The sequence below is a fragment of the Dyella sp. genome, assembly GCF_035685805.1.
Taxonomy (GTDB): Bacteria; Pseudomonadota; Gammaproteobacteria; order Xanthomonadales; family Rhodanobacteraceae; genus Dyella_A.
Genome location: NZ_DASSAB010000053.1, coordinates 1 through 22,595 on the forward strand (window position 1 = coordinate 1; position 22,595 = coordinate 22,595).

The 22,595-nt window shown below is 69.2% G+C and carries 26 protein-coding genes and 1 pseudogene; 9 read left to right on the plus strand and 18 right to left on the minus strand.

Going from position 1 to position 22,595, the window contains the following annotated elements; all coding sequences use genetic code 11:
• Nucleotides 1-574 (plus strand): M4 family metallopeptidase (locus VFG40_RS15755; RefSeq protein ID WP_324899224.1); only part of this gene is annotated, 574 nt, incomplete at its 5' end.
• Between the two features lie 433 nt (nt 575-1,007).
• Nucleotides 1,008-2,360: a DEAD/DEAH box helicase gene (locus VFG40_RS15760; protein ID WP_324899226.1), complete on the plus strand. Its 1,353-nt coding sequence runs from the start codon at nt 1,008-1,010 to the stop codon at nt 2,358-2,360.
• A gap of 172 nt (nt 2,361-2,532) precedes the next feature.
• Here VFG40_RS15760 and fghA read toward each other — a convergent pair whose 3' ends face one another.
• Nucleotides 2,533-3,381, minus strand: coding sequence for an S-formylglutathione hydrolase (gene fghA, locus VFG40_RS15765; RefSeq protein ID WP_324899228.1), 849 nt, complete (start codon nt 3,379-3,381; stop codon nt 2,533-2,535).
• 74 nt (nt 3,382-3,455) lie between these two features.
• Nucleotides 3,456-4,205 carry an SDR family NAD(P)-dependent oxidoreductase gene (locus VFG40_RS15770; RefSeq protein WP_324899230.1) on the minus strand — a complete coding sequence of 250 codons (750 nt, stop codon included), beginning with the start codon at nt 4,203-4,205 and terminating at the stop codon, nt 3,456-3,458.
• 114 nt (nt 4,206-4,319) lie between these two features.
• Here VFG40_RS15770 and VFG40_RS15775 point away from each other — a divergent pair, with 114 nt between their 5' ends.
• From VFG40_RS15775 to VFG40_RS15785, 3 genes are all read left to right on the plus strand, one after another.
• Nucleotides 4,320-6,185 (plus strand): DEAD/DEAH box helicase, encoded by a 1,866-nt coding sequence (locus VFG40_RS15775; protein WP_324899232.1) that lies wholly within the window; start codon nt 4,320-4,322, stop codon nt 6,183-6,185.
• A gap of 136 nt (nt 6,186-6,321) precedes the next feature.
• Nucleotides 6,322-7,917, plus strand: a complete 1,596-nt coding sequence (locus VFG40_RS15780; protein WP_324899234.1) for a tetratricopeptide repeat-containing sulfotransferase family protein — start codon at nt 6,322-6,324, stop codon at nt 7,915-7,917.
• Between the two features lie 100 nt (nt 7,918-8,017).
• Nucleotides 8,018-8,809 (plus strand): dioxygenase family protein, encoded by a 792-nt coding sequence (locus VFG40_RS15785; RefSeq protein ID WP_324899236.1) that lies wholly within the window; start codon nt 8,018-8,020, stop codon nt 8,807-8,809.
• On the opposite strand, the gene VFG40_RS15790 is transcribed toward VFG40_RS15785, so the two are convergent.
• The 4 genes from VFG40_RS15790 to ypfJ form a co-directional block, all read right to left on the minus strand.
• Nucleotides 8,810-9,379 (minus strand): hypothetical protein, encoded by a 570-nt coding sequence (locus VFG40_RS15790; RefSeq protein WP_324899238.1) that lies wholly within the window; start codon nt 9,377-9,379, stop codon nt 8,810-8,812.
• A gap of 151 nt (nt 9,380-9,530) precedes the next feature.
• On the minus strand, nt 9,531-9,917 hold the full coding sequence (locus tag VFG40_RS15795; protein ID WP_324899240.1) for a YkgJ family cysteine cluster protein: 387 nt from the start codon (nt 9,915-9,917) through the stop codon (nt 9,531-9,533).
• A gap of 123 nt (nt 9,918-10,040) precedes the next feature.
• Nucleotides 10,041-10,259, minus strand: a complete 219-nt coding sequence (locus VFG40_RS15800; protein ID WP_324899242.1) for a hypothetical protein — start codon at nt 10,257-10,259, stop codon at nt 10,041-10,043.
• A 39-nt stretch (nt 10,260-10,298) separates the two neighbouring features.
• Nucleotides 10,299-11,156 (minus strand): KPN_02809 family neutral zinc metallopeptidase, encoded by an 858-nt coding sequence (gene ypfJ / locus VFG40_RS15805; RefSeq protein WP_324899244.1) that lies wholly within the window; start codon nt 11,154-11,156, stop codon nt 10,299-10,301.
• A 109-nt stretch (nt 11,157-11,265) separates the two neighbouring features.
• Here ypfJ and VFG40_RS15810 point away from each other — a divergent pair, with 109 nt between their 5' ends.
• Nucleotides 11,266-11,661 carry an MAPEG family protein gene (locus tag VFG40_RS15810; protein WP_324899246.1) on the plus strand — a complete coding sequence of 132 codons (396 nt, stop codon included), beginning with the start codon at nt 11,266-11,268 and terminating at the stop codon, nt 11,659-11,661.
• Nucleotides 11,662-11,764: 103 nt separating this feature from the next.
• On the opposite strand, the gene VFG40_RS15815 is transcribed toward VFG40_RS15810, so the two are convergent.
• Nucleotides 11,765-13,327 (minus strand): TerC family protein, encoded by a 1,563-nt coding sequence (locus tag VFG40_RS15815; protein WP_324899248.1) that lies wholly within the window; start codon nt 13,325-13,327, stop codon nt 11,765-11,767.
• A 148-nt stretch (nt 13,328-13,475) separates the two neighbouring features.
• Here VFG40_RS15815 and VFG40_RS15820 point away from each other — a divergent pair, with 148 nt between their 5' ends.
• Together VFG40_RS15820 and VFG40_RS15825 are read left to right on the plus strand one after the other, a co-directional pair.
• On the plus strand, nt 13,476-14,333 hold the full coding sequence (locus tag VFG40_RS15820) for a CPBP family intramembrane glutamic endopeptidase (protein WP_324899250.1): 858 nt from the start codon (nt 13,476-13,478) through the stop codon (nt 14,331-14,333).
• A gap of 116 nt (nt 14,334-14,449) precedes the next feature.
• Nucleotides 14,450-15,196, plus strand: a complete 747-nt coding sequence (locus tag VFG40_RS15825) for a CPBP family intramembrane glutamic endopeptidase (protein ID WP_324899252.1) — start codon at nt 14,450-14,452, stop codon at nt 15,194-15,196.
• An 18-nt stretch (nt 15,197-15,214) separates the two neighbouring features.
• Here VFG40_RS15825 and VFG40_RS15830 read toward each other — a convergent pair whose 3' ends face one another.
• From VFG40_RS15830 to VFG40_RS15860, 7 genes and pseudogenes are all read right to left on the minus strand, one after another.
• Complete coding sequence (locus tag VFG40_RS15830) at nt 15,215-15,769, minus strand: Maf family protein (RefSeq protein WP_324899254.1); 555 nt, start codon at nt 15,767-15,769, stop codon at nt 15,215-15,217.
• 23 nt (nt 15,770-15,792) lie between these two features.
• Nucleotides 15,793-16,237 (minus strand): annotated as a pseudogene (locus tag VFG40_RS15835) (GNAT family N-acetyltransferase).
• A gap of 55 nt (nt 16,238-16,292) precedes the next feature.
• Nucleotides 16,293-16,763 (minus strand): 23S rRNA (pseudouridine(1915)-N(3))-methyltransferase RlmH, encoded by a 471-nt coding sequence (gene rlmH / locus VFG40_RS15840; RefSeq protein ID WP_324899256.1) that lies wholly within the window; start codon nt 16,761-16,763, stop codon nt 16,293-16,295.
• Nucleotides 16,764-16,947: 184 nt separating this feature from the next.
• Nucleotides 16,948-17,337, minus strand: a complete 390-nt coding sequence (rsfS, locus tag VFG40_RS15845; RefSeq protein ID WP_324899258.1) for a ribosome silencing factor — start codon at nt 17,335-17,337, stop codon at nt 16,948-16,950.
• Between the two features lie 150 nt (nt 17,338-17,487).
• Entirely contained in the window at nt 17,488-17,817 is a 330-nt protein-coding gene (locus VFG40_RS15850) for a pentapeptide MXKDX repeat protein (protein WP_324899260.1), read from the minus strand.
• A gap of 96 nt (nt 17,818-17,913) precedes the next feature.
• A complete protein-coding gene (locus tag VFG40_RS15855; protein ID WP_324899262.1) occupies nt 17,914-18,567 on the minus strand; it encodes an NrsF family protein in 654 nt (217 codons plus the stop codon).
• A 1-nt stretch (nt 18,568) separates the two neighbouring features.
• Nucleotides 18,569-19,228: a sigma-70 family RNA polymerase sigma factor gene (locus VFG40_RS15860; RefSeq protein ID WP_324899265.1), complete on the minus strand. Its 660-nt coding sequence runs from the start codon at nt 19,226-19,228 to the stop codon at nt 18,569-18,571.
• Between the two features lie 140 nt (nt 19,229-19,368).
• Between VFG40_RS15860 and msrB the strand changes: the two genes are divergently transcribed.
• On the plus strand, nt 19,369-19,980 hold the full coding sequence (msrB, locus tag VFG40_RS15865; RefSeq protein ID WP_324899267.1) for a peptide-methionine (R)-S-oxide reductase MsrB: 612 nt from the start codon (nt 19,369-19,371) through the stop codon (nt 19,978-19,980).
• Nucleotides 19,981-20,015: 35 nt separating this feature from the next.
• Here the strand turns inward: msrB and VFG40_RS15870 are convergent, their stop codons facing one another.
• The 4 genes from VFG40_RS15870 to VFG40_RS15885 form a co-directional block, all read right to left on the minus strand.
• Nucleotides 20,016-20,279: a hypothetical protein gene (locus VFG40_RS15870; protein WP_324899269.1), complete on the minus strand. Its 264-nt coding sequence runs from the start codon at nt 20,277-20,279 to the stop codon at nt 20,016-20,018.
• A gap of 127 nt (nt 20,280-20,406) precedes the next feature.
• Nucleotides 20,407-21,048, minus strand: a complete 642-nt coding sequence (nadD, locus tag VFG40_RS15875) for a nicotinate-nucleotide adenylyltransferase (protein WP_324899271.1) — start codon at nt 21,046-21,048, stop codon at nt 20,407-20,409.
• On the minus strand, nt 21,045-22,058 hold the full coding sequence (gene holA / locus VFG40_RS15880) for a DNA polymerase III subunit delta (protein WP_324899273.1): 1,014 nt from the start codon (nt 22,056-22,058) through the stop codon (nt 21,045-21,047). Before holA ends, nadD begins: the two co-directional genes overlap by 4 nt.
• Before the next feature lie 3 nt (nt 22,059-22,061).
• Nucleotides 22,062-22,595: an LPS-assembly lipoprotein LptE gene (locus VFG40_RS15885; RefSeq protein WP_324899275.1), complete on the minus strand. Its 534-nt coding sequence runs from the start codon at nt 22,593-22,595 to the stop codon at nt 22,062-22,064.

Here is a 22,595-nt window from a genome sequence, read left to right on the forward strand (position 1 = left end):
CAACTACGAGAACGCCTTCTGGAACGGCTCGTCGATGAACTTCGGTGACGGCGCCAGCACGTTCTATCCGCTGGTGTCGCTGGACGTGACCAGCCACGAGATCAGCCACGGCTTCACCGAGCAGCACTCCAACCTCGCCTACTCCGGCCAGTCCGGCGGCATGAACGAGGCCTTCTCGGACATGGCCGGCGAAGCGGCCGAGTACTACGACCGCGGCAGCAACGACTGGCTGGTGGGAGCGGAGATCTACAAGAGGGGCACCGCGCTGCGCTACATGTGCACCCCGACGGCCGACGGCTATTCGATCGACAACGCGGCGAACTACACCAGCTCGCTCAACGTGCATTACTCCAGCGGCGTCTACAACAAGGCGTTCTGCACGCTGGCCAAGAAGAGCACATGGACCACGCGTAAAGCGTTCGAAGTGTTCGAACGGGCCAATGCGCTGTACTGGACGTCCACCTCGACCTTCAACTCCGGCGCCTGCGGCGTCGAGAGCGCGGCGGGCGACCTGGGCTATTCCGCCAGTGATGTCGCGTCGGCATTCAGCGCCGTCGGGGTGACCTGCCAATAAGCGACAGCTTCGTCGCAACAGTAAGGAAACCGGCCCGAGAGGGCCGGTTTTTTTTGAGGCAGGCCCACCGGGCTCGAACCTCCAATGCCGAACCCGGCAGCTGGCTATTCGAGGTGACGACCGGTGGCGCGCTCCTCACGAGACCAGGCAGCGCCGCCCGCCGCCGCTGGCGTCCGCTGCCTCGCCTCACGGCACGATCCGACCGGTTCTTGCTGCAGCGCAAGCAAGCCGCGTCCGGATCAGCTACACTACGCCGGCTCGTAGACGCCCCCGACTCCCTTGCGGACTTCGTGGCGATGGCCAGGCCCTCGCCCTATCCCCCACCCCGGTTGCGCGCACGACACCCGACCAGCCATCGCTCGATGCGCGGTCGTCGAATTCATCGTCCACCGCGCGGTATCAGGGAGCGCAGCGGACAACTCCAGGAGTTTCCATGTCTTTTGAATCGCTGGGCCTTGCGCCCGCGTTGCTGCGTGCGCTTGCCGACCAGGGCTATACCGAGCCCACGCCGATCCAGGCCGCCGCCATCCCGCTGGTGCTGGAAGGCCACGATCTGCTCGCCGCCGCGCAGACGGGTACCGGCAAGACCGCCGCCTTCGCCCTGCCCGTGCTGCACAAGCTGCTGAACGGGCGCGACACGCAGACGCGCCGCCCGCGCGTGCTGGTGCTTACCCCGACGCGCGAACTCGCCGCGCAGGTCAACGACAATTTCCGCGACTACAGCAAGCACATGCGCGTGGCCACCACCACCATCTTCGGTGGCGTGGGCATGGGCCCGCAGATCAACGCGCTGCGCCGCGGCGTGGACGTGATCATCGCCACCCCGGGTCGCCTGATCGACCACATGCAGCAGCGCACCATCGACGTCACCGGCATCGACACGCTGGTGCTGGACGAAGCCGACCGCATGCTCGACATGGGCTTCATGCCGGCGCTCAAGCGCATCGTCAACGCGCTGCCCAAGCAGAAGCGCCAGACGCTGCTGTTTTCGGCCACGTTCGCCGCGCCGATCAAGGCGCTGGCGATGCAGTTCATGACCGATCCACGCGAAGTCTCGGCGACCCCGCCGAACACCGTGGCGCCGCTGGTCAGCCACCACGTGCATCCGGTCGACGCGGTCCGCAAGCGCGACCTGCTGCTGCACGTGCTGTCGCAGGACAGCCGTCGCCAGAGCCTGGTGTTCAGTCGCACCAAGCACGGCGCCGACAAGCTGGTGACCTACCTCAACGTGTCCGGCATCCGCGCCGCGGCGATCCACGGCAACAAGAGCCAGAACGCCCGCACCCGCGCGCTGAGCGACTTCAAGACCCACCGCGTCACCGTGCTGGTGGCCACCGATATCGCTGCGCGAGGCATCGATATCGACCAGCTGCCGATGGTCATCAACTACGACCTGCCGATGGTCGCCGAGGACTACGTGCACCGCATCGGCCGCACTGGCCGTGCCGGCTCCGAAGGCATGGCGGTGTCGCTGGTGAGCCACGACGAGTCCGGCCTGCTGCGCGATATCCGCATGCTGGTGAAGCAGGACATCGCGATCACCCCGGTCGAGGGCTTTGAACCGTCGACGCCGCTGCGCCTCGATGCCGGCGCGCCGCGCCCGGTGCAGGGCGGCGGCAAGCAGCGCCAGGGGCGACAGCCTGCGCGCCCGCAGGGGCGCTCGTCGAACGGCGGCAAGACTTCGCCGTCGCACCGTCCGCACGGCCACGTGCAGCAGGGCAGCAACGAGCACGCTGCGGGCAACCGGTCGCGGCGCGGTTCGCGCCGACCTGCCGCCAAGGCGTGACCGTACGCGCATGACCAGGGGCGGCGCCTCGCGGCGCCGCCCTTTTTTGTTGCGCAACCACGGGCGCTATCGCCATCGCGGCCAGGCCTGGTGTTACTCCGATGCCGACCGAAAGAAGCGCAGCCGCTGCGGAACGCAGCGCGGAACGCAGCGCGGGCCGCGGTGCAGGCTCCTATCGAAGACCGAGCGCACCGGCATGGTGGCGCAGGTGGTCTTCCATGAACGTGCTGATGAACCAGTAGCTGTGGTCGTAGCCGGGGTGCCGGCGCAGCAGCAGTGCCTGGCCCGCCTCGGCGCAGGCCTGATCGAACAGTTCTGGCTTGAGCTGGGCCTCGAGGAATTTGTCCGCCTCGCCCTGGTCGATCAGGATCGTGCCGGGAAAGGTCTGTCGCTCCACCAGCGCGCAGGCGTCGTAGTCCGCCCACGTTGCCGGGTTGTCGCCCAGATAACGCGGCAGTGCCTTGTGTCCCCACGGTACCTGGCTGGGCGCCACGATCGGCGCGAACGCAGACACCGAGCGATAACGATCCGGATAGCGCAGGGCGATGGTGAGTGCGCCGTGGCCACCCATCGAGTGACCGAAGATGCTGCTGCGCGTGGGGTCGATGGGGAAATGCCGGGCCACCAGCGCCGGCAACTCATCGACCACGTAGCGATGCATGTTGAATCGCCCGGCAAACGGCTCCTGCGTGGCATCGACGTAGAAGCCGGCCCCCTCGCCGAACTCCCAGTCGCCGGTGGCGCCATCAATGCCGGTATCGCGCGGGCTGGTGTCGGGCATCACCAGCACCATGCCGAACTGCGCGGCGAGCCGCTGCGCACCGGCCTTGATCGTGGCGGTTTCCTCGGTGCAGGTGAGGCCAGCCAGGTAGTAGAGCACCGGACATTTGCCCTGCACTGCCTGCGGCGGCTGGTACACGGCGAACCGCATGGTCCCCGCGCAGCTGGTGGAGGCGTGGCGATAAAAGCCCTGCACGCCGCCAAAGCAGGCCTGCTCGGAAAGAGTCTCGAAACCGTCCATCACCACTCCCGGGGAATCACCGCAAGATGCCGATCATAAGCCGCTGCAGCACGCACGCTGGCACGACGTCCGGTTCACCGTTCCTGGTCGGTGGGCCGCATCAGGATCTCGTTGATGTTGACGTGCGGCGGCCGCGTCACGCAGAAGGCGATCGCCTCGGCGACATCGCGCGACTGCAGCTGGCGCATGCTGTCGGCCCAGGCGTTCAGTGCGTCCTTGGTCGCTGCGTGGCCGATGTGGTCGCGCAGCTCGGTCTCGACCACGCCCGGCTCGATCACGCTCACGCGGATGCCGTGCTTGTAAACCTCGCGCCGCAACGCTTCGGAGAACGCCACCACGCCGAACTTGGTCGCCGAATAGGCGGCCGCGTTGGGGTTGGCGATACGCCCGGCGGTGGAAGAGATGTTCACGATGTGGCCGTCGCCGCGCGCGGTCATGCCGGCCAGTGCCGCCTGCGTCGAGGCGATCAGGCTGAGCACGTTGAGCTCCAGCATCTGCCGCCAGCGGCCGAGATCGGCCTCGGCGACCGGCTCCAGGTACATCACGCCGGCGTTGTTGACGAGGACGTCCAGACGTCCGAACCGCGCTTCGCTGTCGCGCACCACGCGCTGCGCCTCGGCTTCGTCGAGCAGGTCCGCCTCCAGCACCAGCGGTTCGGCGCCCAGTGCCACGAGCCGCTCGGCGAGCTGGTCGAGCCGGTCGCGGCGGCGCGCCGTCACCGCCACGCGGGCACCTTCTTCGGCCAGCGCGATCGCAGTGGCCTCACCGATGCCCGAAGAAGCCCCCGTCACCAACGCAACCTTTCCCACCAGACGTTTCGCCATGCCTGAATCTCCTTTGCCCTGACCGTTTCACGAGGCGGGCCGTGGGCCCGCAGACTGCTACAATAGCGCGCATTGTCCCGCACGCCGTCCGGCCTGCCACCCCGAGGTTCCCCGATGTCATCCCCGTCCCCCGACTCCGCCCCGGCTGCCGCCGGCTTCACTGCGCTTGGGCTGAATCCGAATATCCTGCGCGCGCTCACCGACGTGGGCTACGAGTCGCCCTCGCCGATCCAGGCCGCCACCATTCCGCCGCTGATGGAAGGTCGTGACGTGCTCGGCCAGGCGCAGACCGGCACCGGCAAGACCGCCGCGTTCGCGCTGCCGATCCTCTCGCGCATCGAGCTCAAGCCCGGCAAGCCGCAGGCGCTGGTGCTGGCGCCCACGCGCGAACTGGCCATCCAGGTAGCCGAGGCGTTCCAGAAATACGCCACCCATCTCCCCGGCCTGCAGGTGCTGCCGATCTACGGCGGCCAGAGCTACGGCCCGCAGCTGCAGGCGCTGCGCCGCGGCGTGCAGGTGGTGGTGGGCACCCCTGGCCGCGTGATCGATCATCTGGACAAGGGCACGCTGGATCTCTCCGAGCTGAAGTACCTGGTGCTCGACGAAGCCGACGAAATGCTGCGCATGGGTTTCATCGACGACGTCCAGAAAGTGCTCGATTCCACCCCGCCGACGCGGCAGGTGGCGCTGTTCTCGGCAACCATGCCCACGGTCATCCGGAAGATTGCGCAGAAGCACCTGAAGGACCCGGTGGAAGTCACCATCAAGTCCTCCACCACCACCGCGGCGAACATCCGCCAGCGCTACTGGTGGGTCAGCGGCGTGCACAAGCTCGATGCGCTCACCCGCATCCTGGAGGCCGAGCCGTTCGACGCGATGATCATCTTCGCGCGCACCAAGCAGGCCACCGAAGAGCTGGCCGAGAAGCTGCAGGCGCGCGGCCTGGCCGCTGCCGCGATCAATGGCGACATCGCCCAGGCGCAGCGCGAGCGGGTGATCCAGCAGCTCAAGGACGGCAAGCTCGACATCCTCGTGGCCACCGACGTGGCCGCGCGCGGGCTGGACGTGGAGCGCATCACCCACGTGATGAACTACGACATCCCGTACGACACCGAAAGCTACGTGCACCGCATCGGCCGCACCGGCCGCGCGGGGCGCAATGGCGAGGCGATCCTGTTCGTGACGCCGCGCGAGCGCGGCATGCTGCACGCGATCGAGCGCGCCACGCGCCAGCCGATCGAGGAGATGAAGCTGCCCACGGTCGAGGCCGTCAACGACGTGCGCGTGGGCAAGTTCAAGCAGCGCATCAGCGACACCCTGGCGCAGGGCGAGCTGGAATTTTTCCAGCAGCTGATCGAGCAGTACGAGCAGGAGCACAACGTGCCGGCGATCGAGATCGCCGCCGCGCTGGCGCGGATCGCTCAGGGCGACCAGCCGCTGCTGCTCACGCCGCCGCCCAAGCGCGAGTACGCCGCGCGCGAGCACGAGCCGCGCGAGCGCGGCAGCCAGGGGCGCCCCGAGCGCGGCCAGCGTCCGGAACGCGATTCGCGCGAGCGTGATTCCGGCCCCCGCGAGTCGGTTTCCCGCCCGGTGCAGCGCGCCCACGTCACCGAGGAAGGCAAGCGCACCTACCGCGTCGAAGTCGGCCACGAGCACGGTGTGAAGCCGGGCAACATCATCGGTGCCATCGCCAACGAGGCCGGGCTGGAAAGCAGCTTCATCGGCCGCCTCAGCATCCGCGGCGAGTACAGCCTGATCGACCTCCCCGACGGCATGCCCAAGGAAGTGTTCGAGCACCTGAAGAAGGTCTGGGTGGTGCAGCACCAGCTGCGCATCCACGAGTGGGACGGCAAGGACGACGGCGCCGCTGACCGCCCGCCGCCGCGCTCCACCACCGGCCCGCGCCCGGGCGGCTTCAAGGGCAAGCCGCGCCCCGCTGGCGGTGGCAGCGGCGGCAAGCCGCCCCGCCGCAAGTACTGAGCCTTTCGCTCGACCCAAGAAACCCGCGCCCAGCGCGGGTTTCGCTTTTCCGGCGGGCCATTCGCGCGACGCGCCGCTCGCCCGGACCAGCGATCGCCCCGTACCATCAGCGGATGATTCCCGCACCGCTCACCGCATGACGCCCCACTCGCCCCGCCCCGGTTTCGATCCGCGCCTGAGCGGCCTGTCTGCGTCTCAGCGCGAACAGCTGCACGCGGCCGCACGGGCGATCCGCGACGGCCAGCTCGACGCCGCCGACCGTCTCCTTGATGCCTTGCTTCGGCTCGCCCCGCGGCATGCGGAAGTACTGCGCATGAAGGGCATCGCCGCCACCCGACGCGGCTGCATCGACGACGCCGTCGCCGTGCTGGGCAAGGCGCTCGCACAGGCGCCGGACGATGCGCTGGTCTTGAACGATCTCGCCAGCGCGCTGGCCCAGCGTGGCGACGTGCACGACGCGCTCGCCACCTGGCGACAGGCCTGCGCGGCCGCGCCGGACTATCCGATGGCCTGGTTCAACCTCGGTCGCAACCTGCAGCAGCTCGGCGACAGCGAGGACGCGCTGCAAGCGCTGGAGCAGGCCGCCGCGCTGGCACCGGCGCTGCTGCCGGCGCACATCCTGGCCGGCGACGCGCTGGTGCACCTGGGTCGCTTCGAGCAAGCGGCCGCGCACTACCGCGCCGCGCTGTCCCGGCACGGCGCCTGCGGCGATGCATGGCGCGGGCTGGCCAACATCAAGACGCAGCCATTGGCCGATGAGGACATCGCGGCGCTCTCCTCCCTTGTGCAGCATCCGGGGGTCGCGGACAGCGATTGCATTGCGATGGGCTTCGCACTGGGCAAGGCGCTGGAGGACCGCAGCCGCTACGAGGAAGCCTTCGCGGCACTGACACAGGCCAACACGCGCATGCGCGCGCTGGCGCCATGGCACGCGCCGGGCTTCACCGCCCACGTCGCCCGCATGATCGAAGCAAGCGAGCAGCTGCCTGCTCCGCTGGACGCCACGCTGGGGCATGAGGTGATCTTCATTGTTGGCCTGCCGCGTTCGGGTTCCACGCTGTTCGAGCAGATCCTCGCCGCGCATCCGCAGGTGGAGGGCGCCAGCGAACTGGACGACCTGGAAGCAGTGATCGCCGAAGAATCCCACCGGCGCGGTCAGCCGTTGCTGGCGTGGATGGCAACGGCCAGTGCGGCCGACTGGCAGCGGCTGGGCCAACGCTACCTCGAACGCACCGCCCGCTGGCGCGCACAACGTCCACGCCACACCGACAAGCTGCCCGAGAACTGGCTCCACGCCGGCCTGCTCGGCGCGATGCTGCCGGGCGCGCGCATCATCGATGTGCGGCGCGACCCGCTGGAAGCGGGCTGGTCGTGCTTCAAGCAGCAGTTCTACCGGCTGCCGCACTTCGCCTGTGACCTGAGCGACATCGGCGCCTACACGCGCGACTATCAGCGTGCGATCGCCCACTGGCAGGCCGCGCGGTCGCAGCGCCTGCGCATCCAGCGCTACGAGGCGCTGCTGGATGACCCGGAGCAGTCCATCCGCGAACTGCTGGCGTTCTGCGATCTGCCGTTCGACCCGGCCTGCCTCGATTACCACCGCGCCATGCGCAGCGTGCGCACCCCCAGTGCGTCGCAGGTGCGCCAGCCGCTGCGCCGCGATACCGCTCGCGCAGTGCACTACGGCGCGCTGCTCGATCCGCTGCGCCAGGCGCTCGCCGACGCCGACTGAAGGCGCGCAGCGTTCGCGTCGTGCAACAAGCTGTCGCGCGGAGCGCCAGCGAAAACGCGAGCCATCGGCCTTATGTTGGGCAGCTCAGCCGGAGCCTGCCATGACCGCCTTGCCCAGCCTCTACGTGTCCCACGGTTCGCCGATGACCGCGCTGCAGCCCGGCGCCACCGGCGCGCGGCTGGCGGAACTTGCCACGGTGCTGCCGAAGCCGCGCGCGATCGTGATGGCCAGCGCGCACTACCTGGCGCGCAGCCCGCGGGTGGGCGGCGCGGCGCTCCCGGAGACGGTGCACGACTTCGGCGGTTTCCCGGCAGCGCTGTATCAGGTGCGCTATCCGGCGCCCGGCGAGCCGGCGCTGGCGGAGCAAGTCGCCCGGCTGCTGACGGATGCGGGCCTGTCGACGACGGTGGATGCTTCGCGCGGTCTGGACCACGGCGCGTGGGTGCCGCTGCGGCTGATGTACCCCGACGCCGACATCCCGGTGGTGCCGCTGTCGATCCAGCCGCACGGCGGCCCGGCGCACCAGCTGGCGGTCGGGCGCGCGCTGGCACCACTGCGCGAGGACGGCGTGCTGGTGATCGGCTCGGGCTCGATCACCCACAACCTGCACGATCTGGCCGCCGGTTACAGCGCGGAGCGCGAGGCGCCTTACGTGCGGCCCTTCATCCGCTGGATCGAGCAGCGCCTTGCCGCCGGGGATACTGCCGCGCTGCTGGACTATCGCCGGCAGGCGCCGTTCGCCGAACGCGCGCACCCGACCGACGAGCACCTGCTGCCGCTGTTCGTGGCGCTGGGCGCCACGGGTGATGGCGCGCACGCGCAGCGACTGGATGCCGGCATCGAACTTGGCATCCTGGCGATGGACATCTACCGCTTCGACGCGGCGGCCTGATCAGCGCGCGGCCCCGCGTTGCAACGCATCGCCAGCGCTCACGCTCGCCCGGCCGGCGTGGCAGCTGAAGCGGAACAGGTAGTCCAGGCTGAACGGTTCGGTTCGGCTGTCGACCACGTGGCTCTCGCCGTTGGCGTCGGCCGACCAGTGATTGATCTGCAGCGGGTTGAACTGCCACTGCAGCGCGGCCACCCGCGTGGCGTCGAGGTACGGGGCGAGCTCGGTCGACGCGGAGGCGTCGTTGCCCGGGCGCACCTCGGTGACCTTGCCGGCACGATCGACGATGAGCCTGGCGGTCACTTCCACCACGGGCGGGCACGCGACCAGCCGCGCCGCCGGATACGCCGGGGTGACGCGCTGCATGGCCGTGCCTCCGCTGGATACCTCGCCCAGCGCGAGCTGGTAGTGCACGGTGCCCGGCTGCTCCACCGCGTGCCAGGACGCCTCGCCCTGGTTGCGGGGTGCCGTCTCCGGTCGCGTGACCGTGTGGCTGCAGCCCGTCAGCCCGAGCCACCACGCCACTGCCGCCCACCGCCACGGCTGCTGCCTTTCCCGCTGCCTTGATGCCATTACCCGCCTCGTGGATTACGACCGTAACGGGCTTCAGATTACGTCTGTAATCTTGACGGCGCAACTGACGACGGGTGTCGATCTGCCGGGACAGCGACCGGCACCGTGGCGAACCGGGCGTGCATGTCGGGCCGCTCGCCCGTCGCGCGGCTCAGGCACTTCGGGGCAACGACGGGACGCCCGCGCCGCCGGGATCGAGCCAGTCCTGCGGTGTCAGCAAGGCCAGGCCGTGGGCGGCGCGGGCCTTGTCGCACTGGGCGCTGGGCTGCCCGAATTCCCACGCGGGAACCACCGCGCGGCACACCGACGGCCGCTGCGCGTAGATACCGCAGCTGGCCTGCACGCCCGGCTGGCCCTGCAGCGCGATGCAGCGCACCGGGCCGGCCTGTGTGCCACGCATGGCCACGCGGTGTGGATCCAGCCTGGACGTGAGTTCGGCGGGCACCGCGCCGCCGAGGAAAGGGTCCGTCTCGGACCAGTGGAAGGCAACGCGGAAATGCGCGCAGCAGGCGCCGCAAAGCAGGCAGGGATGTGCCATACATCGACCGGGGGTTTGCGCACCCCCTGGCACGCAGCGCGCGGATTCTAGGCGCTCCCCGGCCGTCCAGGCAGTGGCTTCCGCCGCGGCCGCCGCGCGTGATTCAGCTGGCGTTGGACGATCTCAGCGCGACTTGCCGGCGACCACCGCCAGCAGCGTTTCCGGCGCCAGCGGGGCACCCTCGGCGCCGACCAGCTGCACGCCGTGCTCCTGCAGCCATGCCGCCACCTGTTCGGCCGCCTTGCGCCGTCCTGCCTGGGTGCCGCTGGCCACGCCGATGGCGATGCCGCTGCCCATGCCAATGGCCATTTCGATCGGAATGCCTGCCGCAATGCTGGACATGAAGTAGGTCTCCGCAGGAGGCGCCGTTGCGCCGCGACTCTAGAGGGGGCCGGCAAACGTGTTGCACTGGCCGATGTCGCCCCCGTCGAAGCCGGCCTTGAACCACTTGACCCGCTGCGCCGAGGTGCCGTGAGTGAACGAATCGGGCATCACCTCGCCACGCGTCTCGCGCTGCAGGGTGTCGTCGCCGATCTGGCTGGCGGCGTTGAGCGCCGTTTCCAGATCGCCCGGGTCGAGCCACTGGTTGCGCTGCTCGGCCGCATGCGCCCATACGCCGGCGAGGCAGTCCGCCTGCAGCTCCTGGCGCACGGACAGGCCGTTGGCGCCCTGCAGCGTGGTCCCCTGGCGACGGGCCGAGTCGACCATGTCGAAAACTCCCAGCAGGTTCTGCACGTGGTGGCCCACCTCATGGGCGATCACGTAGGCGCGGGCGAAGTCGCCGGTGGCGTGGAAGCGATCCTGCAGCTCCTGGAAAAACGCCAGATCCAGGTACACGTGGCGGTCACCGGGGCAGTAGAACGGCCCGACCGCCGCCGTCGCCGCGCCGCAGGCGGTGTTCACGCGGCCGGAGAACAGCGTGAGCTGGGGCTGTTCGTACTGGCGCCCCTGGCGGGCGAAGATCTGGCCCCACTCGTCTTCGGTGTCGCCGAGGATGGCGCGCACGAAATCCACCTGGGGGTCGTTCGGATCCGCCGGCGTGCTCGCCGGTGCCGCCGTACCGCTGCCGTCGTCGACCTGGCTGAGCAGCGCCGTGGGGTCCTTGAAAAACACCAGTCCGAGGATCGCGAGTATCACGATGCCGCCCAGCCCCAACCCGCGACCGCCGCCGAAGCGCCGGCCGCCGCCACCGCTGTCGAACACCACGTTGTCGCTGCGACGCCCTTTCTGCCAACGCATGGCTCTTCTCCTTCGCCGCCTGCGGCGTAGCGACCGACGATAGCGCCTCGCCTTCGCTCCTGCCACGATCGGCACCGGCACCCGCGCCGCCCGCCTTAGAGGATCGACGATGCTTCAGCAACTGCCTGCCCTGGTCACCCTGCTCAACGTGCTGCTGCTCTCCGCCACCGTGTTCGCGGTGGGCCGGGCTCGCGGCAGGTACGGCATCAAGGCGCCGGCCACCAGCGGGCACGAAGGTTTCGAGCGCGCCTACCGCGTGCAGATGAACACGATCGAGCAGACCGTGCTGTTCCTTCCCACGCTGTGGCTGGCGGCCAACTATGGCTTTGCCGGCTGGGCGGGCCTGGCCGGGCTGGTGTGGATCGTCGGGCGTGTCTGGTATTTCGCCGCCTACCTGCGCGACCCGGCCAGCCGCGGCGGTGGCTTCGTCACGGGAATGGTGGCGTGGCTGGTGATGCTGGTGCTGGCGTCGATCGGCGTGGTGCGGGCCCTGCTGCTGAGCTGAGCCGCGGCCCCGGCGCAGCGGCTCGATACGCCCGACCGAGCGGCCGATGATCAGCCCGATTGATGAGCCAGGTTGATCAGCCCCGTTGAGTGGCCGCGTCCGCTCAGGCCTCGCCAGGCGCAGCGCGCAGGCGTCCGATGCGGGCGCCGTCCATCGCGGTCACCTCGAAGCGCCAGCCGCCGGCAAGCACGCTGTCGCCCACCTGCGGAATCCGCTCCAGTTGCTGCAGCACCAGCCCGGCCAGGGTGGAAAAGCTGTCGTCCACGTCCAGCCGCTGGCCGAGCAGCTGCTCGGCGCGGCGCACGTCCACGCTGGCATCGAACAGCCAGCTGCCGTCGTCGTCCTGGGTAGCGGAGGGATCGCTCCCCAGCGCGTCGGGAAACTCGCCGGCAATCACTTCCAGCACGTCGCTGGGCGTGACCAGCCCGAGCAAGCTGCCGTATTCGTCCACCACCAGCGCCACCTGCAGCGGCGCGCGCCGGAACTCGTCGATCAGGCGCAGCACGCTGAGCGACTCGAGCACCATCAGCGGCTTGCGCACCACGCTTTCCAGCTCGACGTGGCCGTGGTCGAGCAGGCTGCCCATCAGGTCGCGGGTGGAGGCCACGCCGATCAGGTTGTCCAGATCGTCCTGCGCCAGCGGCAGCCAGCCGTGGCCGGCCTCGGCCAGCTCGCGGCGCACGGTGGGCAGGTCGTCGCGCGGATCGATCCAGCGGATCTCCGGCCGCGGCGTCATGATCGAGCGCACCGGGCGCTGGGCCAGATCAAGCACGCCCTGCACCATCGACAGCTCGTCCTTGCCGAACACCGCCATCGGTGGCAGCTCGTCGTCGGCGGAGGCGGCCTTGGCCGGCTCGCCCGGCTCGTCGGCACCGCCGGCGCCGAGCAGCCGCAGCACCGCCTGCGCGGTGCGGTCGCGCAGGTGTCGGGCACTGCCGAGCAGGCTGCGCTGGCGATTGCGCCGCATGGTCTGGTTGAACACCTCGATCATGATCGAGAAGCCGATCGCGGCGTACAGGTAGCCCTTGGGGATGTGGAAGCCAAACCCTTCGGCAACCAGGCTGAAGCCGATCATCAGCAGGAACGACAGGCACAGGATGATCACCGTCGGCCGCGCGTTGACGAAAGCGGTCAACGGCTTGCTGGCGCTGATCATCAGCACCATCGCCACCACCACCGCGATCATCATCACCGACAGGTGGTCGACCATGCCGACGGCGGTGATCACCGAGTCGAGCGAGAACACCGCGTCAAGCACCACGATCTGCGTCACCACCAGCCAGAACTTCGCCGGCGTGCGCGCGCCGCCCTCGTCCACGTCCGCCGCCTCCAGCCGCTCGTGCAGCTCCAGCGTGGCCTTGAACAGCAGGAACGCGCCGCCCAGCAGCAGGATGATGTCGCGCCAGGACAGCGAGAAACCCTGCCACTGCACGATCGGCGCCGTGAGCTTGACCAGCCAGCTCATCGCACCGAGCAGCACCAGCCGCATGATCAACGCAATGGCCAGGCCGCTGATGCGGGCACGGTCGCGATGGCCGGGCGGCAGCTTGTCGGCGAGGATCGCGACGAACACCAGGTTGTCGATGCCGAGCACGATCTCCAGCACCACCAGGGTGAGAAGACCGGCCCAGGCGGTAGGGTCGGCAAGCCAGTCGAATGCGAACATGGGCAGCGCCTCGGCGCGCGATTCCTCCATCCAGTGACGGGCCACTATACAAGCTGCCTGCATGCCCCCATGACCGATGGCAGGGATTGCACCGCGCCGCCAGCAGCCGCTAGCGTCGGTGCGCCCGCCCGCCGAAAGGAATCTCCCCGTGAATGCCGCCATCGACCTCCTGGCCGGCCCGCCCGAGCTGCCCGCCCCCGCGCGCGCGCCGGGACTGGGCGAATCGATCGGGCTGCTGGCGCTGTACTTCGCGCTGCAGCTGGCGGTGGGCTTCGCGCTTGCCTTGCTGGTCGGTCTGGTGGTCGGCCTGCGCGTGGGCCTCGCCGGAGGCGGCGACGCCCAGCAGGCGCTGCGCGCGGCCATGGGCGGCCCGGATCTGCGCACCGCCATTACGGCCGCCACGTTGCTGGTCGTCGCCAGCGTCACGCTGTGGATTGTCCACCGTCGCTGGCCCCGTCAGTGGAGCCTGCCGCAGGCGTGGCAAGGGTTCGGTTTCGCACCGAGCCAGCGCGGCGCCTACTACGCCGTCGCGCTCGCCGTGGGCGTGGGCGTGCCGGTGATCGGCGGCATGCTCACCCACCTGCTGGCGGGCCAGCACCCGGTCACCCAGAACATTGCGCAGATGGGCCACAGCGCGTCGCTGCTTGCGCGCGTGGTGCTGGCGTTTACCGCCGTCACCCTGGGTCCGCTGGTGGAAGAGACGCTGTTCCGCGGCGTGCTGTTTTCCTCGCTGCTCGGCTTTCGCCGCGGCGGCCCTGCCGGCAGCCCGGTCGGCAACACCCGCCTGAGCATGGCGCTGGTGCTCAGCTCGGTGGCCTTCGGCATGGTCCACCTGCCGGACCTCGGCTGGCACTGGTATGCGGTCCCCAACCTCGCCCTGCTCGGACTCGGCTGCGCCTGGCTTCGCCTGAAGTCCGGCTCGCTGTGGCCGGCAGTGGTGGCCCACGGCGTCAACAACCTGCTCGCCGTTGCCGGATGGTTCGTGATGATGCAGCCACCGGGCTGATGGCTGTTGACCGAGGCGGGGTGATGGACGCGTCTGCAGCCGGAAACAACCCAGAAAAGACTGGAATGCCCGCGCCGTCACTGTCGGCGCTCCCCGTGTTCCGCGTGAGCTCCGCCGTGGCCGTGTTCGTCCGCTACCTGTTGATGACCGGTTGCACGATCGTGCTGGGATGGGCTGTCGCAGCGTTGGGGCTGCTCGCCTTCGGAAGCATCGATGGTATCGGCTGGCAGGAGTGGCGAGCGAACCCAGGCGTATCCGTGTCAGCCGACGTATTGGTGACGTGGGCGGCTGGACTGTGGCTGCTCTGCTCCACGCGCCGGCGCTGGCCCGAGTTCTGGGACGGGGCGAGCGCGGAACGCGGCTTCGGCATGACGAGACACGTGGCGCATCGGCATCTTCTGCTCGGTGCACTGGTTGGGATCGTTATCGCCGGTGTCGACATGGCCAGCGCGAGGTGGCTGTTCCCGAGCCACGCCGTGGAACATCGCTTGTTCGCCCTCGCCGGTCAAAGCGCGCTAGCCCCGCAGGTTGCCCTGGCCTGCACCGCGGTGACCATCGTGCCGCTGGTGGAAGAGTTCATGTTCCGCGGCGTGCTGCTCGCCGCCGTGCTCGGCTATGGCAGGGAGACGATGCATTCGCCCTCGCCTGCACGCACGATCACCGCGGTCGTCCTGACTGCCGCCCTCTTTGCGTTGATCCACGTACCGGCCTATGGCTGGCACGTGCTGCCACTGTCCTGGATCGGCCTTGGCGGCATCGCCATGGCCTGGATGCGGCTGCGCACGCGCTCCCTGTGGCCGGGCGTGGCGCTGCACGCAACGGTAAACCTGATCGGCAGCATCGGCCTGTTCGTGACCCTCTGACGGCTCACGCGGCGCATCTCAAAAACGCCCCAGCAGTCGCGCCGTCTCGAACACGGGCAGGCCCATCACGCCGGAATAGCTGCCGTCGAGATGTTCCACCAGCACGCCCCCGCGGCCCTGGATGGCGTAGGCGCCGGCTTTGCCGAAGGGTTCGCCGGTGGCGACATAGGCGGCGATGGTCGCCTCGTCCAGCATTGCGAAGCGCACGCGCGAGACACACAGCTCGCTGTCCTGATGGTCGGCAGTGACCGCCCACACGGCGGAAATCACCTCGTGGGTGCGGCCGGATAGCCGTCGCAGCATGGCCGCCGCCGCATCAGCGTCGGCGGGCTTGCCGAACACCTCGTCGTCCAGCACTACCTCGGTATCGCTGCCGAGCACCACGGCTCCTGGCGCAGGCGCCGCGGCAAGGCCGGCCAGCGCCTTGTCGCGCGCCACCCGGCTGACATAGTGGCGCGGTGATTCCTCAGTGCCACGGTGTTCCGGCACGGCTACTTCGATGACTTCGAAGGCGGCCCCGATCTGCTCCAGCAGCTGGCGCCGACGCGGAGACTGGGAGGCGAGGTAGAGCATCGGGCGATCCTCGGGCGACCACTTCAGAGCGCCAGACTGTACTCGCAGAATTGCCCGTCCCGCACCCAGCCGAGCGATTCGTACAGCGCCTGTGCCGGCGCATTGTCCCGCGCGGTGGAGAGGCTCAGGCCGACGGCGCCGAGTGCCTGGGCGTGTGCGGCCGCGGCAGTCAGCAACGCGCGCGCCACGCCGGCGCGGCGCGCCGGGGCGGCCACGAACAGGTCGTTTAGCAGATAGACGCGGGCAGCACGCACGGAGGAGAACAGCGGAGAGCTGGGTGAATCCGGCCGCCTCCCCGTCACGCTCGGCCAGCAGGATCAGCGACTCGTGATGCGCGAAGCGCTCGGCCAGAAAGCTCCTGGCGCGCAGCAGATCGGGAGCCTGGCCGTAGAACTGGCGGTAGGCGTCGAACAACGGCGCGAGCGCGGGAAGATCGTGGACGGTGGCGGTGCGGATCGAAACGGTCATGGAGCACTCGTACGCGGCCGAAAAACGCCAGCATAGCGGCGGTGGCGCAACATGCTCAGGCCCGGTGGTACGGGTGACCTGCGGCAATAGTGGTGGCGCGATACAGCTGCTCGGCCAGCACCAGGCGCACCAGCATGTGCGGCAGCGTCAGCGGCCCGAGTGACCAGCGTTGTTCGGCGCGTGCCAGCACGTCCGGCGCATGGCCGTCGGGCCCGCCAATGAGGAAAGCGAGATCGCGACCGGCCATTCGCCACTGGTCCAGCTGTGCCGCCAGTTCCTCGCTGGACCAGGTCTTGCCGCGGCCGTCGAGCGCGATCACATGCGTGTCGCGTGGAATCGCCGCAAGCATGGCGACGCCTTCGTCCAGCGTGGCGCGGGCGTCGTCGCGGCCCTTGCCGCGAGCACCCGGCCGAAGCTCGATGAGTTCCAGCGGCAGCTCGTGCGAAAGCCGCTTGCGATATTCGGCGAAGCCCTCGGCCACCCAGCCGGGCATGCGTTCGCCGACTGCGATCAGCCGTGCGCGCATCGTGAATCGGTCGCCGTGCCGTAGTGTGCAATTCCCGCACCCGCCTGCATCTGCTGGCGGCCCATCGGCCTACATGCGGCGCCATCCCGTGCGTGATGGGTCATCGGGACGTTGCCCCCAGGGCAGCGCGTCGTCGCGCTGCATACGCCCCGCGCCGTGATCTTTCGTGCAGGGAGGACCAAGCTCAACCGGCGTTGGCGGCGCTGGCGTCCTGCTCGCGGTCGCCGACCGTCCACAGGCGCTCCAGACCATAGAACTCGCGGATGCGCGGCAGCATGACGTGGACGATCACGTCGCCCAGGTCGACCAGCACCCATTCCGCCTCCTGCTCGCCCTCGACGCCCAACGGCATCACGCCAGCCTTCTTGGCGAACTTCACCACTTCGTCGGCGATGGATTTGACGTGACGCGCCGAGGTGCCCGAGGCGATCACCAGCAGGTCGGCGATGGACGTACGACCACGAACGTCTATCTCGCGGACGTCCTTGGCCTTGAGTTCCTCCAGCGCGGTGATGACGTGCTGGCGCAGCTTGGAGGTGGTCACCGAGGGGTCGGTGCGGGGGGAAGTAGCCAAGAGGGAGAGCCTCGGTGCAGACAAAACGCACAATCGCGCGGACGAAGTATACCGCTCCTGCGTCGGCCCCCAGCCGGATCGAATTCTGAACAAGCAGGCGCAAGCGTCCAGGCGCCGTGAGCCCCGTCCGGAGACGGGGCTCGGCAGCCATTACATGCCGCCGTCTTTCATGGCGTCGTCGCTCTTCATGGCGTCATGCTTCATCGAGTCGCCTTTCATCGCATCACCCTTCATGGCGTCGTGCTTCATCGAATCGCCCTTCATGGCATCGCCCTTCATCGCGTCGTGCTTCATCGCGTCATGCTTCATCGAATCGCCTTTCATGGCGTCGTGCTTCATCGAGTCGTGCTTCATGCCGTCATCCTGCGTGGCGGCGCTGTTGCCGTGCGCCATCGCGTCCTGGGCGATGGCGGCGGTGGCGAAGCTGCCTGCCGACAGCGCGCAGACGAGGCCGAAGGCAAGCTTGCTGACGTATTTCATGCGACGTTCTCCTGAAAGTGAGTGTGCGGCCAATACCGCACCACCCTCCTTCGCCGCCACCTGCGGTTGCGTTACCTGCCGGCGTGGCCGCCCGCGTTACCTGCGCTGCAGCAGGCGGCCGCCGCACGCGGCGTTGATACCGATCACCAGCGTCACCGCCAGCGCATGCATGCCCAGATCGGTCGCCGCGGCGTCGAACTCGTGGCAGATCTCCAGCAGGCTGGCCGAGGCGGCGGCACTGGCCAGACCGGTCATCACCGCCGCCAAGACCGGCCTCAGCGGGTAGGCCCGGCGCAGCAGCCACACCATCACCGCGGACAACGGCACCGAAAAGATCAGGATGAAGGCGAAGCAGCCGTGGGTCTGCGCCAGTGTGGCCACTTCCGTGTCCGGCGCGACCCACTCGCGCAGGCAGCCCATGCCGCTGGCACCGATCCACAGCAGTGCCGGCGGCAGCACCAGCCAGGCCCGGCGCGCGGAACGCCCGGGGATCCCCAGCGAAAAGGCGACCCAGGCAGCGACCACCGCAGTCAGTGCGGAACCAACGCCGGCCCAGGCCAGATCGGGCGCACCGGACCAGCGCGTGAGCATCGGTGCCAGGCCGTAATGCCGTGCAAGCAGCGCCGCCAGGGCTGCCAGCAGGACGGTCCAGCCGAGTGCGCGCTGCGACGGCGGGCGCAGCCGCCGCACCGGCGCGAGCTGGGCGCCCAGCGCGTGGATCAGCGGATCGTGGGAGGGCGCGTCGGCCACGTCAGGAATCTCCATGCAGTCGCCCACGCAGCGCCTTCAGGGCACGGTGCAGGTTGACTTTGAGGGCGCCGGTGGAGCGCCCGGTAAGTTCGGCGGTTTCGGCCAGCGACTGCTCGCGCAGGCCCAGATGCTCGACCGCTTCGCGCTGGCCCGGCGGCAGCGTGGCGATGGCCTCGCGCAGGGCCGCCGCGCGCTGTTCGTGCTCGGTGGCATCGCTGGCCTGCTGCGAGTCGGCGTGATTTTCCACCGCCAGCGGCTCGTGTACCTCACGGCGGTCGCGACGTCCGTGCTGGCGCAGCGCGTCGATCGCCCGCCGCGCAGAGATCGCAGCCAGCCAGGCGTGATAGGACCGATCGGGATCGTAGGTGTGGCGCACGCGATGCACGGTGATCAGCGTTTCCTGCACCACGTCGTCGAGCAGATCCACCGGCACGCCCTGGCGACGGGCCACCGACCGGATCACCCCGACCGACTCGCCGAGCACGCGCTCGTACGCCACGCGATCGCCCGCCTGGGCTGCGGCCATCCAGCCGGCGCGGCGCAGGTCGGCCTGCTGGTTGTCGCTGAGCGGTTGCTCTTCCACGCGCCGCGGCGCATCCCTGGGCAAGACAAGGACGTCATCTATGCCCATCACGAGGGCGTTGGTCAAGACAGCGGACATCCGGTCATCCGGCACGGGGGACGAGGCCATTCGCTGCATCCCATGGCACGGTTACTGCGTAAGTGTCTGGTAACCCGTACGGTTCCGCCGTCGAATTGAAGGCCCCGGTAGCGTCGCCGGGCCCAAACGAGGAGATGCAGATGCCCCGAACCCAGGAAATCGTCATGGCGGAGCGCCGCCGCATGTTGCGTGCGACGCTTGCCGGTGGCGCGCTGGTGGCGCTGGGCGGCGTCGCCTTCATGCCGCAACTGTTCGCGCGCGATCACGGCGCCGCGGCCGCAACCCCTGACGCAGCGGGCAACGTCACGCTGCAGTGCTTTGCCGATGATGGTCGCCCGCTGGGACCATGCCAGGTCGAGCGGCTGGTACTGAGCGAGGCACAGTGGCACGAGCGCCTGTCACCGGCGGCTTATCACGTGATGCGCGAGGACGGAACCGAACGCGCCTTCAGCGGCGATCATGACAAGCCGGCCCGGCCCGGGCTTTTCCGCTGTGCCGGCTGTGCCACGGCGCTGTACGACGCTGCCACCGAGTTCGACTCCGGCACCGGCTGGCCGAGCTTCTGGCAACCGATCGCCGCGGCCAACGTGATCGAAAAGCGCGACAGCACCTTCGGCATGGTGCGCACCGAGATCCGCTGCGCCGGCTGCGACAGCCATCTGGGCCACGTGTTCGACGATGGTCCGCGGCCCACCGGGCTGCGCTACTGCATGAACTCGGTGGCGCTGCGCTTCGTGCCGTTCACCACCTGATCGTCGCCGGACACCGGATCGCCCCCCGCACCTCATTAAGGGAAGCTGCGCGTAGTCCAGCGGAGATAGCCGTATTGCCCGACGGGGCCGCCGTAATTCAGCAGGAATCCCCCAACCGCCCGGCACACCGGGCGCAGGTACGGGCGGCACCAGACCAAGGCGGTCAGCAGCATCGGCAGCAGCAGGCCGGTGATCTGGATCTCGATCAGCAGCCACAAGCCGTCAACTCCAAGCGCATCGACCATAGTGCCGAGCGGAAACAGTTCCGGATGCGCGCTCAGCGCCAGCAACAGGATCACGGTCGTCACTACCAGTGTGCGGCGTCTCCATGTGCTCACACCTACTCCGTGCAGCATCACCGATTACCCCATCAAAACGTTTGGCGGCACGGTAAGACATCGATCGGCCAGCCTCCAGTGATACGTGTCACCCCGGATCTGACCGATAGGCCGCTAGCAGACCCGGCATGTCGAACATCCGGTCGGGCAGCAGATAGCGCGGCGACCGCCCGCTTGCGAGCAGGTGCCGGATGCGTGTGGCGGAAATCTCCAGTGGCGTGACCTCGAGTTGCAGCACACGGCCGGTCGGCTGGTTACGCCAGTCGCCGCCGGTGTCCGCGAGGCGACCGCTCACTGCGGCTTCGAGCTCGGTGGGCAAGCTGAATTGGAAGCCCGGTCGCGCAAACACGCCCAGATGTGCCAGCTCGAACAACCGCTCCCAGCGATGCCACGTCGGGAGTCCGGCAAAGGCATCGGCGCCCATCAGCAGCACAAGCGGGCGATCGCCGTGTTCCGCGCGAAGTTCGGCGAGCGTGTCCACGGTGTAGGAGGGCCCGGCGCGTTCCAGCTCGCGCAGGTCCAGGCCGAGGCGATCCTGACCGGCCAGCGCAGCGCGCAGCATCGCCACACGCTGCTCGACGCTAGCGGCCGGCGGAGGGCGATGCGGCGGCACGCTGGCGGGCATCAGGTGCACCTCGGCATCGAGCAGCTCCGCGGCCTCCCAGGCTGCATTGAGATGACCGACGTGCACCGGATCGAAGGTGCCGCCAAGGATCGCCAGCGGCTTCATGCCAGTGCGGCGGAGGCGCGGGGTTCGGCCATGGCGGCGATCAGTCGCTCGGCCTCGAGCCAGGCATCGCCCTGCTCGCGGCCCTTGGCGATGCGGTCGATGCGGGCGGCGCGGGCCAGGCAGGCCAGCCAGTGCTCGCGCGGGGCGCGACGCAGCGCCTGACGAAACAGTTGTTCGCGCGCCTGCCACAAGCGTTCGAGCTTGGCCTGGGCGGCAAAGTCGCGGGCATTGGCCAGACGCAACGCCAGCTGCAACTGGTTGACCAGCCAGCCCATCATCGGGATCAGCTCCTCACCCTCGGCGCGCAGGCCCGCCAGCACGCGCAGCGCGCGGGCGCCGTCCCCGGCGAACGCGGCATCGGTGAGCTTGAAGGCGTCGTAGCGGGCGCTGTCGGCGACCAGGTTCTCCATCTCGGCCGCGTCGATGCGCGTCTTGCCGCGATGCAGTACGGCGAGCTTGTCGATCTCCTGCGCGGCGGCCAGCAGATTTCCCTCGACCCGCTGCGCCAGCAGGTCGGCGGCGTCGGGCGTGGCACTGAGCCCGCGCGAGGCCAGCCGCGCACCGATCCAGGCGCTCCATTCGTATGGCCGCGGCGCGTTGAAGACAACGCTCGCACCGGCCGCGTCGACCTTCTTCGACCACGCACCATCGTGCTTGCTGCTCCACTCCATCGCGCTGATCAGCAGCGTCACGTCCGGCGGCGGATCGGCGCAGAACGCGGTAATCGCCTTGGCCCCCTCCACCCCGGGGCGGCCGGTAGGCAGGCGCAGATCGAGCAGACGCCGGCTCGCGAACAGCGACATGCCGGCGGCGGCGCGGGCCAGGTCGTCCCAGTCGAAGTGCTGGGTAACGTCGAGTACCTCACGCTCGCCGTAGCCGAGCCGGCGCGCCTGCGCGCGCAATGCGTCGGCCGCCTCCAGCACCAGCAGCTCCTCGCCCGCGAGCAGGTACACGCTGCGCAGGCGATCCTCCGCCAGCGCCTTCTGCCATTGCGCGGCGTTCAGCGGCACGGTTCAGGGGGTGCCAGCGGCGGGCGCATCCGCGTGACGCGCGGCGGCACGCAGGCGGAACAGCATCGACTGCACGGTGTCGTCGATCAGGCTGCGCTGGATCTGCTCCACCTGCGAATCGTTGCCGATGGTGTTGGTGGCGTCGTAGCTGTACTCGCGGGCCATCTGAATGGTCTGCTCGGGCAGCAGCACGGTGCCATCGCTGTCGACGAGGTGGAACTTGACCACATACTGCACCGAGTACTCGGTCACGCGGGCGGTGCCGCTGATGCTCAGCTTGTCGGTGCTGAAGGCGGCCTGGGTGACGGCCAGCTCCGCGATGCCCGGGCCGGAGGCGTCTTCCACCGTCACGCCCGAACCGCGCAGCGCACGCGCCAGGTTGCGCTGCAGGTCGCCGCGATCGCTGACCGTCAGGTGCATGCGCTGCATCGACTCCGGCAGCGCCACGCTCTGTCGCAGGTGGAATCCGCAGCCGGCCAGCAGCAGGACGGCGAGGGCGCTCAGCAGCAGCGGGAAACGCGAGGCGATGCGACTCAT

What these genes read in the sequence shown, in the direction of transcription:
- VFG40_RS15760 (WP_324899226.1), top strand. Translation starts at nt 1,008, where the DNA reads ATGTCTTTTGAATCGCTGGGCCTTGCGCCCGCGTTGCTGCGTGCGCTT.
- fghA (WP_324899228.1), bottom strand. Translation starts at nt 3,381, where the DNA reads ATGGACGGTTTCGAGACTCTTTCCGAGCAGGCCTGCTTTGGCGGCGTG.
- VFG40_RS15770 (WP_324899230.1), bottom strand. Translation starts at nt 4,205, where the DNA reads ATGGCGAAACGTCTGGTGGGAAAGGTTGCGTTGGTGACGGGGGCTTCT.
- VFG40_RS15775 (WP_324899232.1), top strand. Translation starts at nt 4,320, where the DNA reads ATGTCATCCCCGTCCCCCGACTCCGCCCCGGCTGCCGCCGGCTTCACT.
- VFG40_RS15780 (WP_324899234.1), top strand. Translation starts at nt 6,322, where the DNA reads ATGACGCCCCACTCGCCCCGCCCCGGTTTCGATCCGCGCCTGAGCGGC.
- VFG40_RS15785 (WP_324899236.1), top strand. Translation starts at nt 8,018, where the DNA reads ATGACCGCCTTGCCCAGCCTCTACGTGTCCCACGGTTCGCCGATGACC.
- VFG40_RS15790 (WP_324899238.1), bottom strand. Translation starts at nt 9,379, where the DNA reads ATGGCATCAAGGCAGCGGGAAAGGCAGCAGCCGTGGCGGTGGGCGGCA.
- VFG40_RS15795 (WP_324899240.1), bottom strand. Translation starts at nt 9,917, where the DNA reads ATGGCACATCCCTGCCTGCTTTGCGGCGCCTGCTGCGCGCATTTCCGC.
- VFG40_RS15800 (WP_324899242.1), bottom strand. Translation starts at nt 10,259, where the DNA reads ATGTCCAGCATTGCGGCAGGCATTCCGATCGAAATGGCCATTGGCATG.
- ypfJ (WP_324899244.1), bottom strand. Translation starts at nt 11,156, where the DNA reads ATGCGTTGGCAGAAAGGGCGTCGCAGCGACAACGTGGTGTTCGACAGC.
- VFG40_RS15810 (WP_324899246.1), top strand. Translation starts at nt 11,266, where the DNA reads ATGCTTCAGCAACTGCCTGCCCTGGTCACCCTGCTCAACGTGCTGCTG.
- VFG40_RS15815 (WP_324899248.1), bottom strand. Translation starts at nt 13,327, where the DNA reads ATGTTCGCATTCGACTGGCTTGCCGACCCTACCGCCTGGGCCGGTCTT.
- VFG40_RS15830 (WP_324899254.1), bottom strand. Translation starts at nt 15,769, where the DNA reads ATGCTCTACCTCGCCTCCCAGTCTCCGCGTCGGCGCCAGCTGCTGGAG.
- rlmH (WP_324899256.1), bottom strand. Translation starts at nt 16,763, where the DNA reads ATGCGCGCACGGCTGATCGCAGTCGGCGAACGCATGCCCGGCTGGGTG.
- VFG40_RS15850 (WP_324899260.1), bottom strand. Translation starts at nt 17,817, where the DNA reads ATGAAATACGTCAGCAAGCTTGCCTTCGGCCTCGTCTGCGCGCTGTCG.
- VFG40_RS15860 (WP_324899265.1), bottom strand. Translation starts at nt 19,228, where the DNA reads ATGTCCGCTGTCTTGACCAACGCCCTCGTGATGGGCATAGATGACGTC.
- msrB (WP_324899267.1), top strand. Translation starts at nt 19,369, where the DNA reads ATGCCCCGAACCCAGGAAATCGTCATGGCGGAGCGCCGCCGCATGTTG.
- nadD (WP_324899271.1), bottom strand. Translation starts at nt 21,048, where the DNA reads ATGAAGCCGCTGGCGATCCTTGGCGGCACCTTCGATCCGGTGCACGTC.
- VFG40_RS15885 (WP_324899275.1), bottom strand. Translation starts at nt 22,595, where the DNA reads ATGAGTCGCATCGCCTCGCGTTTCCCGCTGCTGCTGAGCGCCCTCGCC.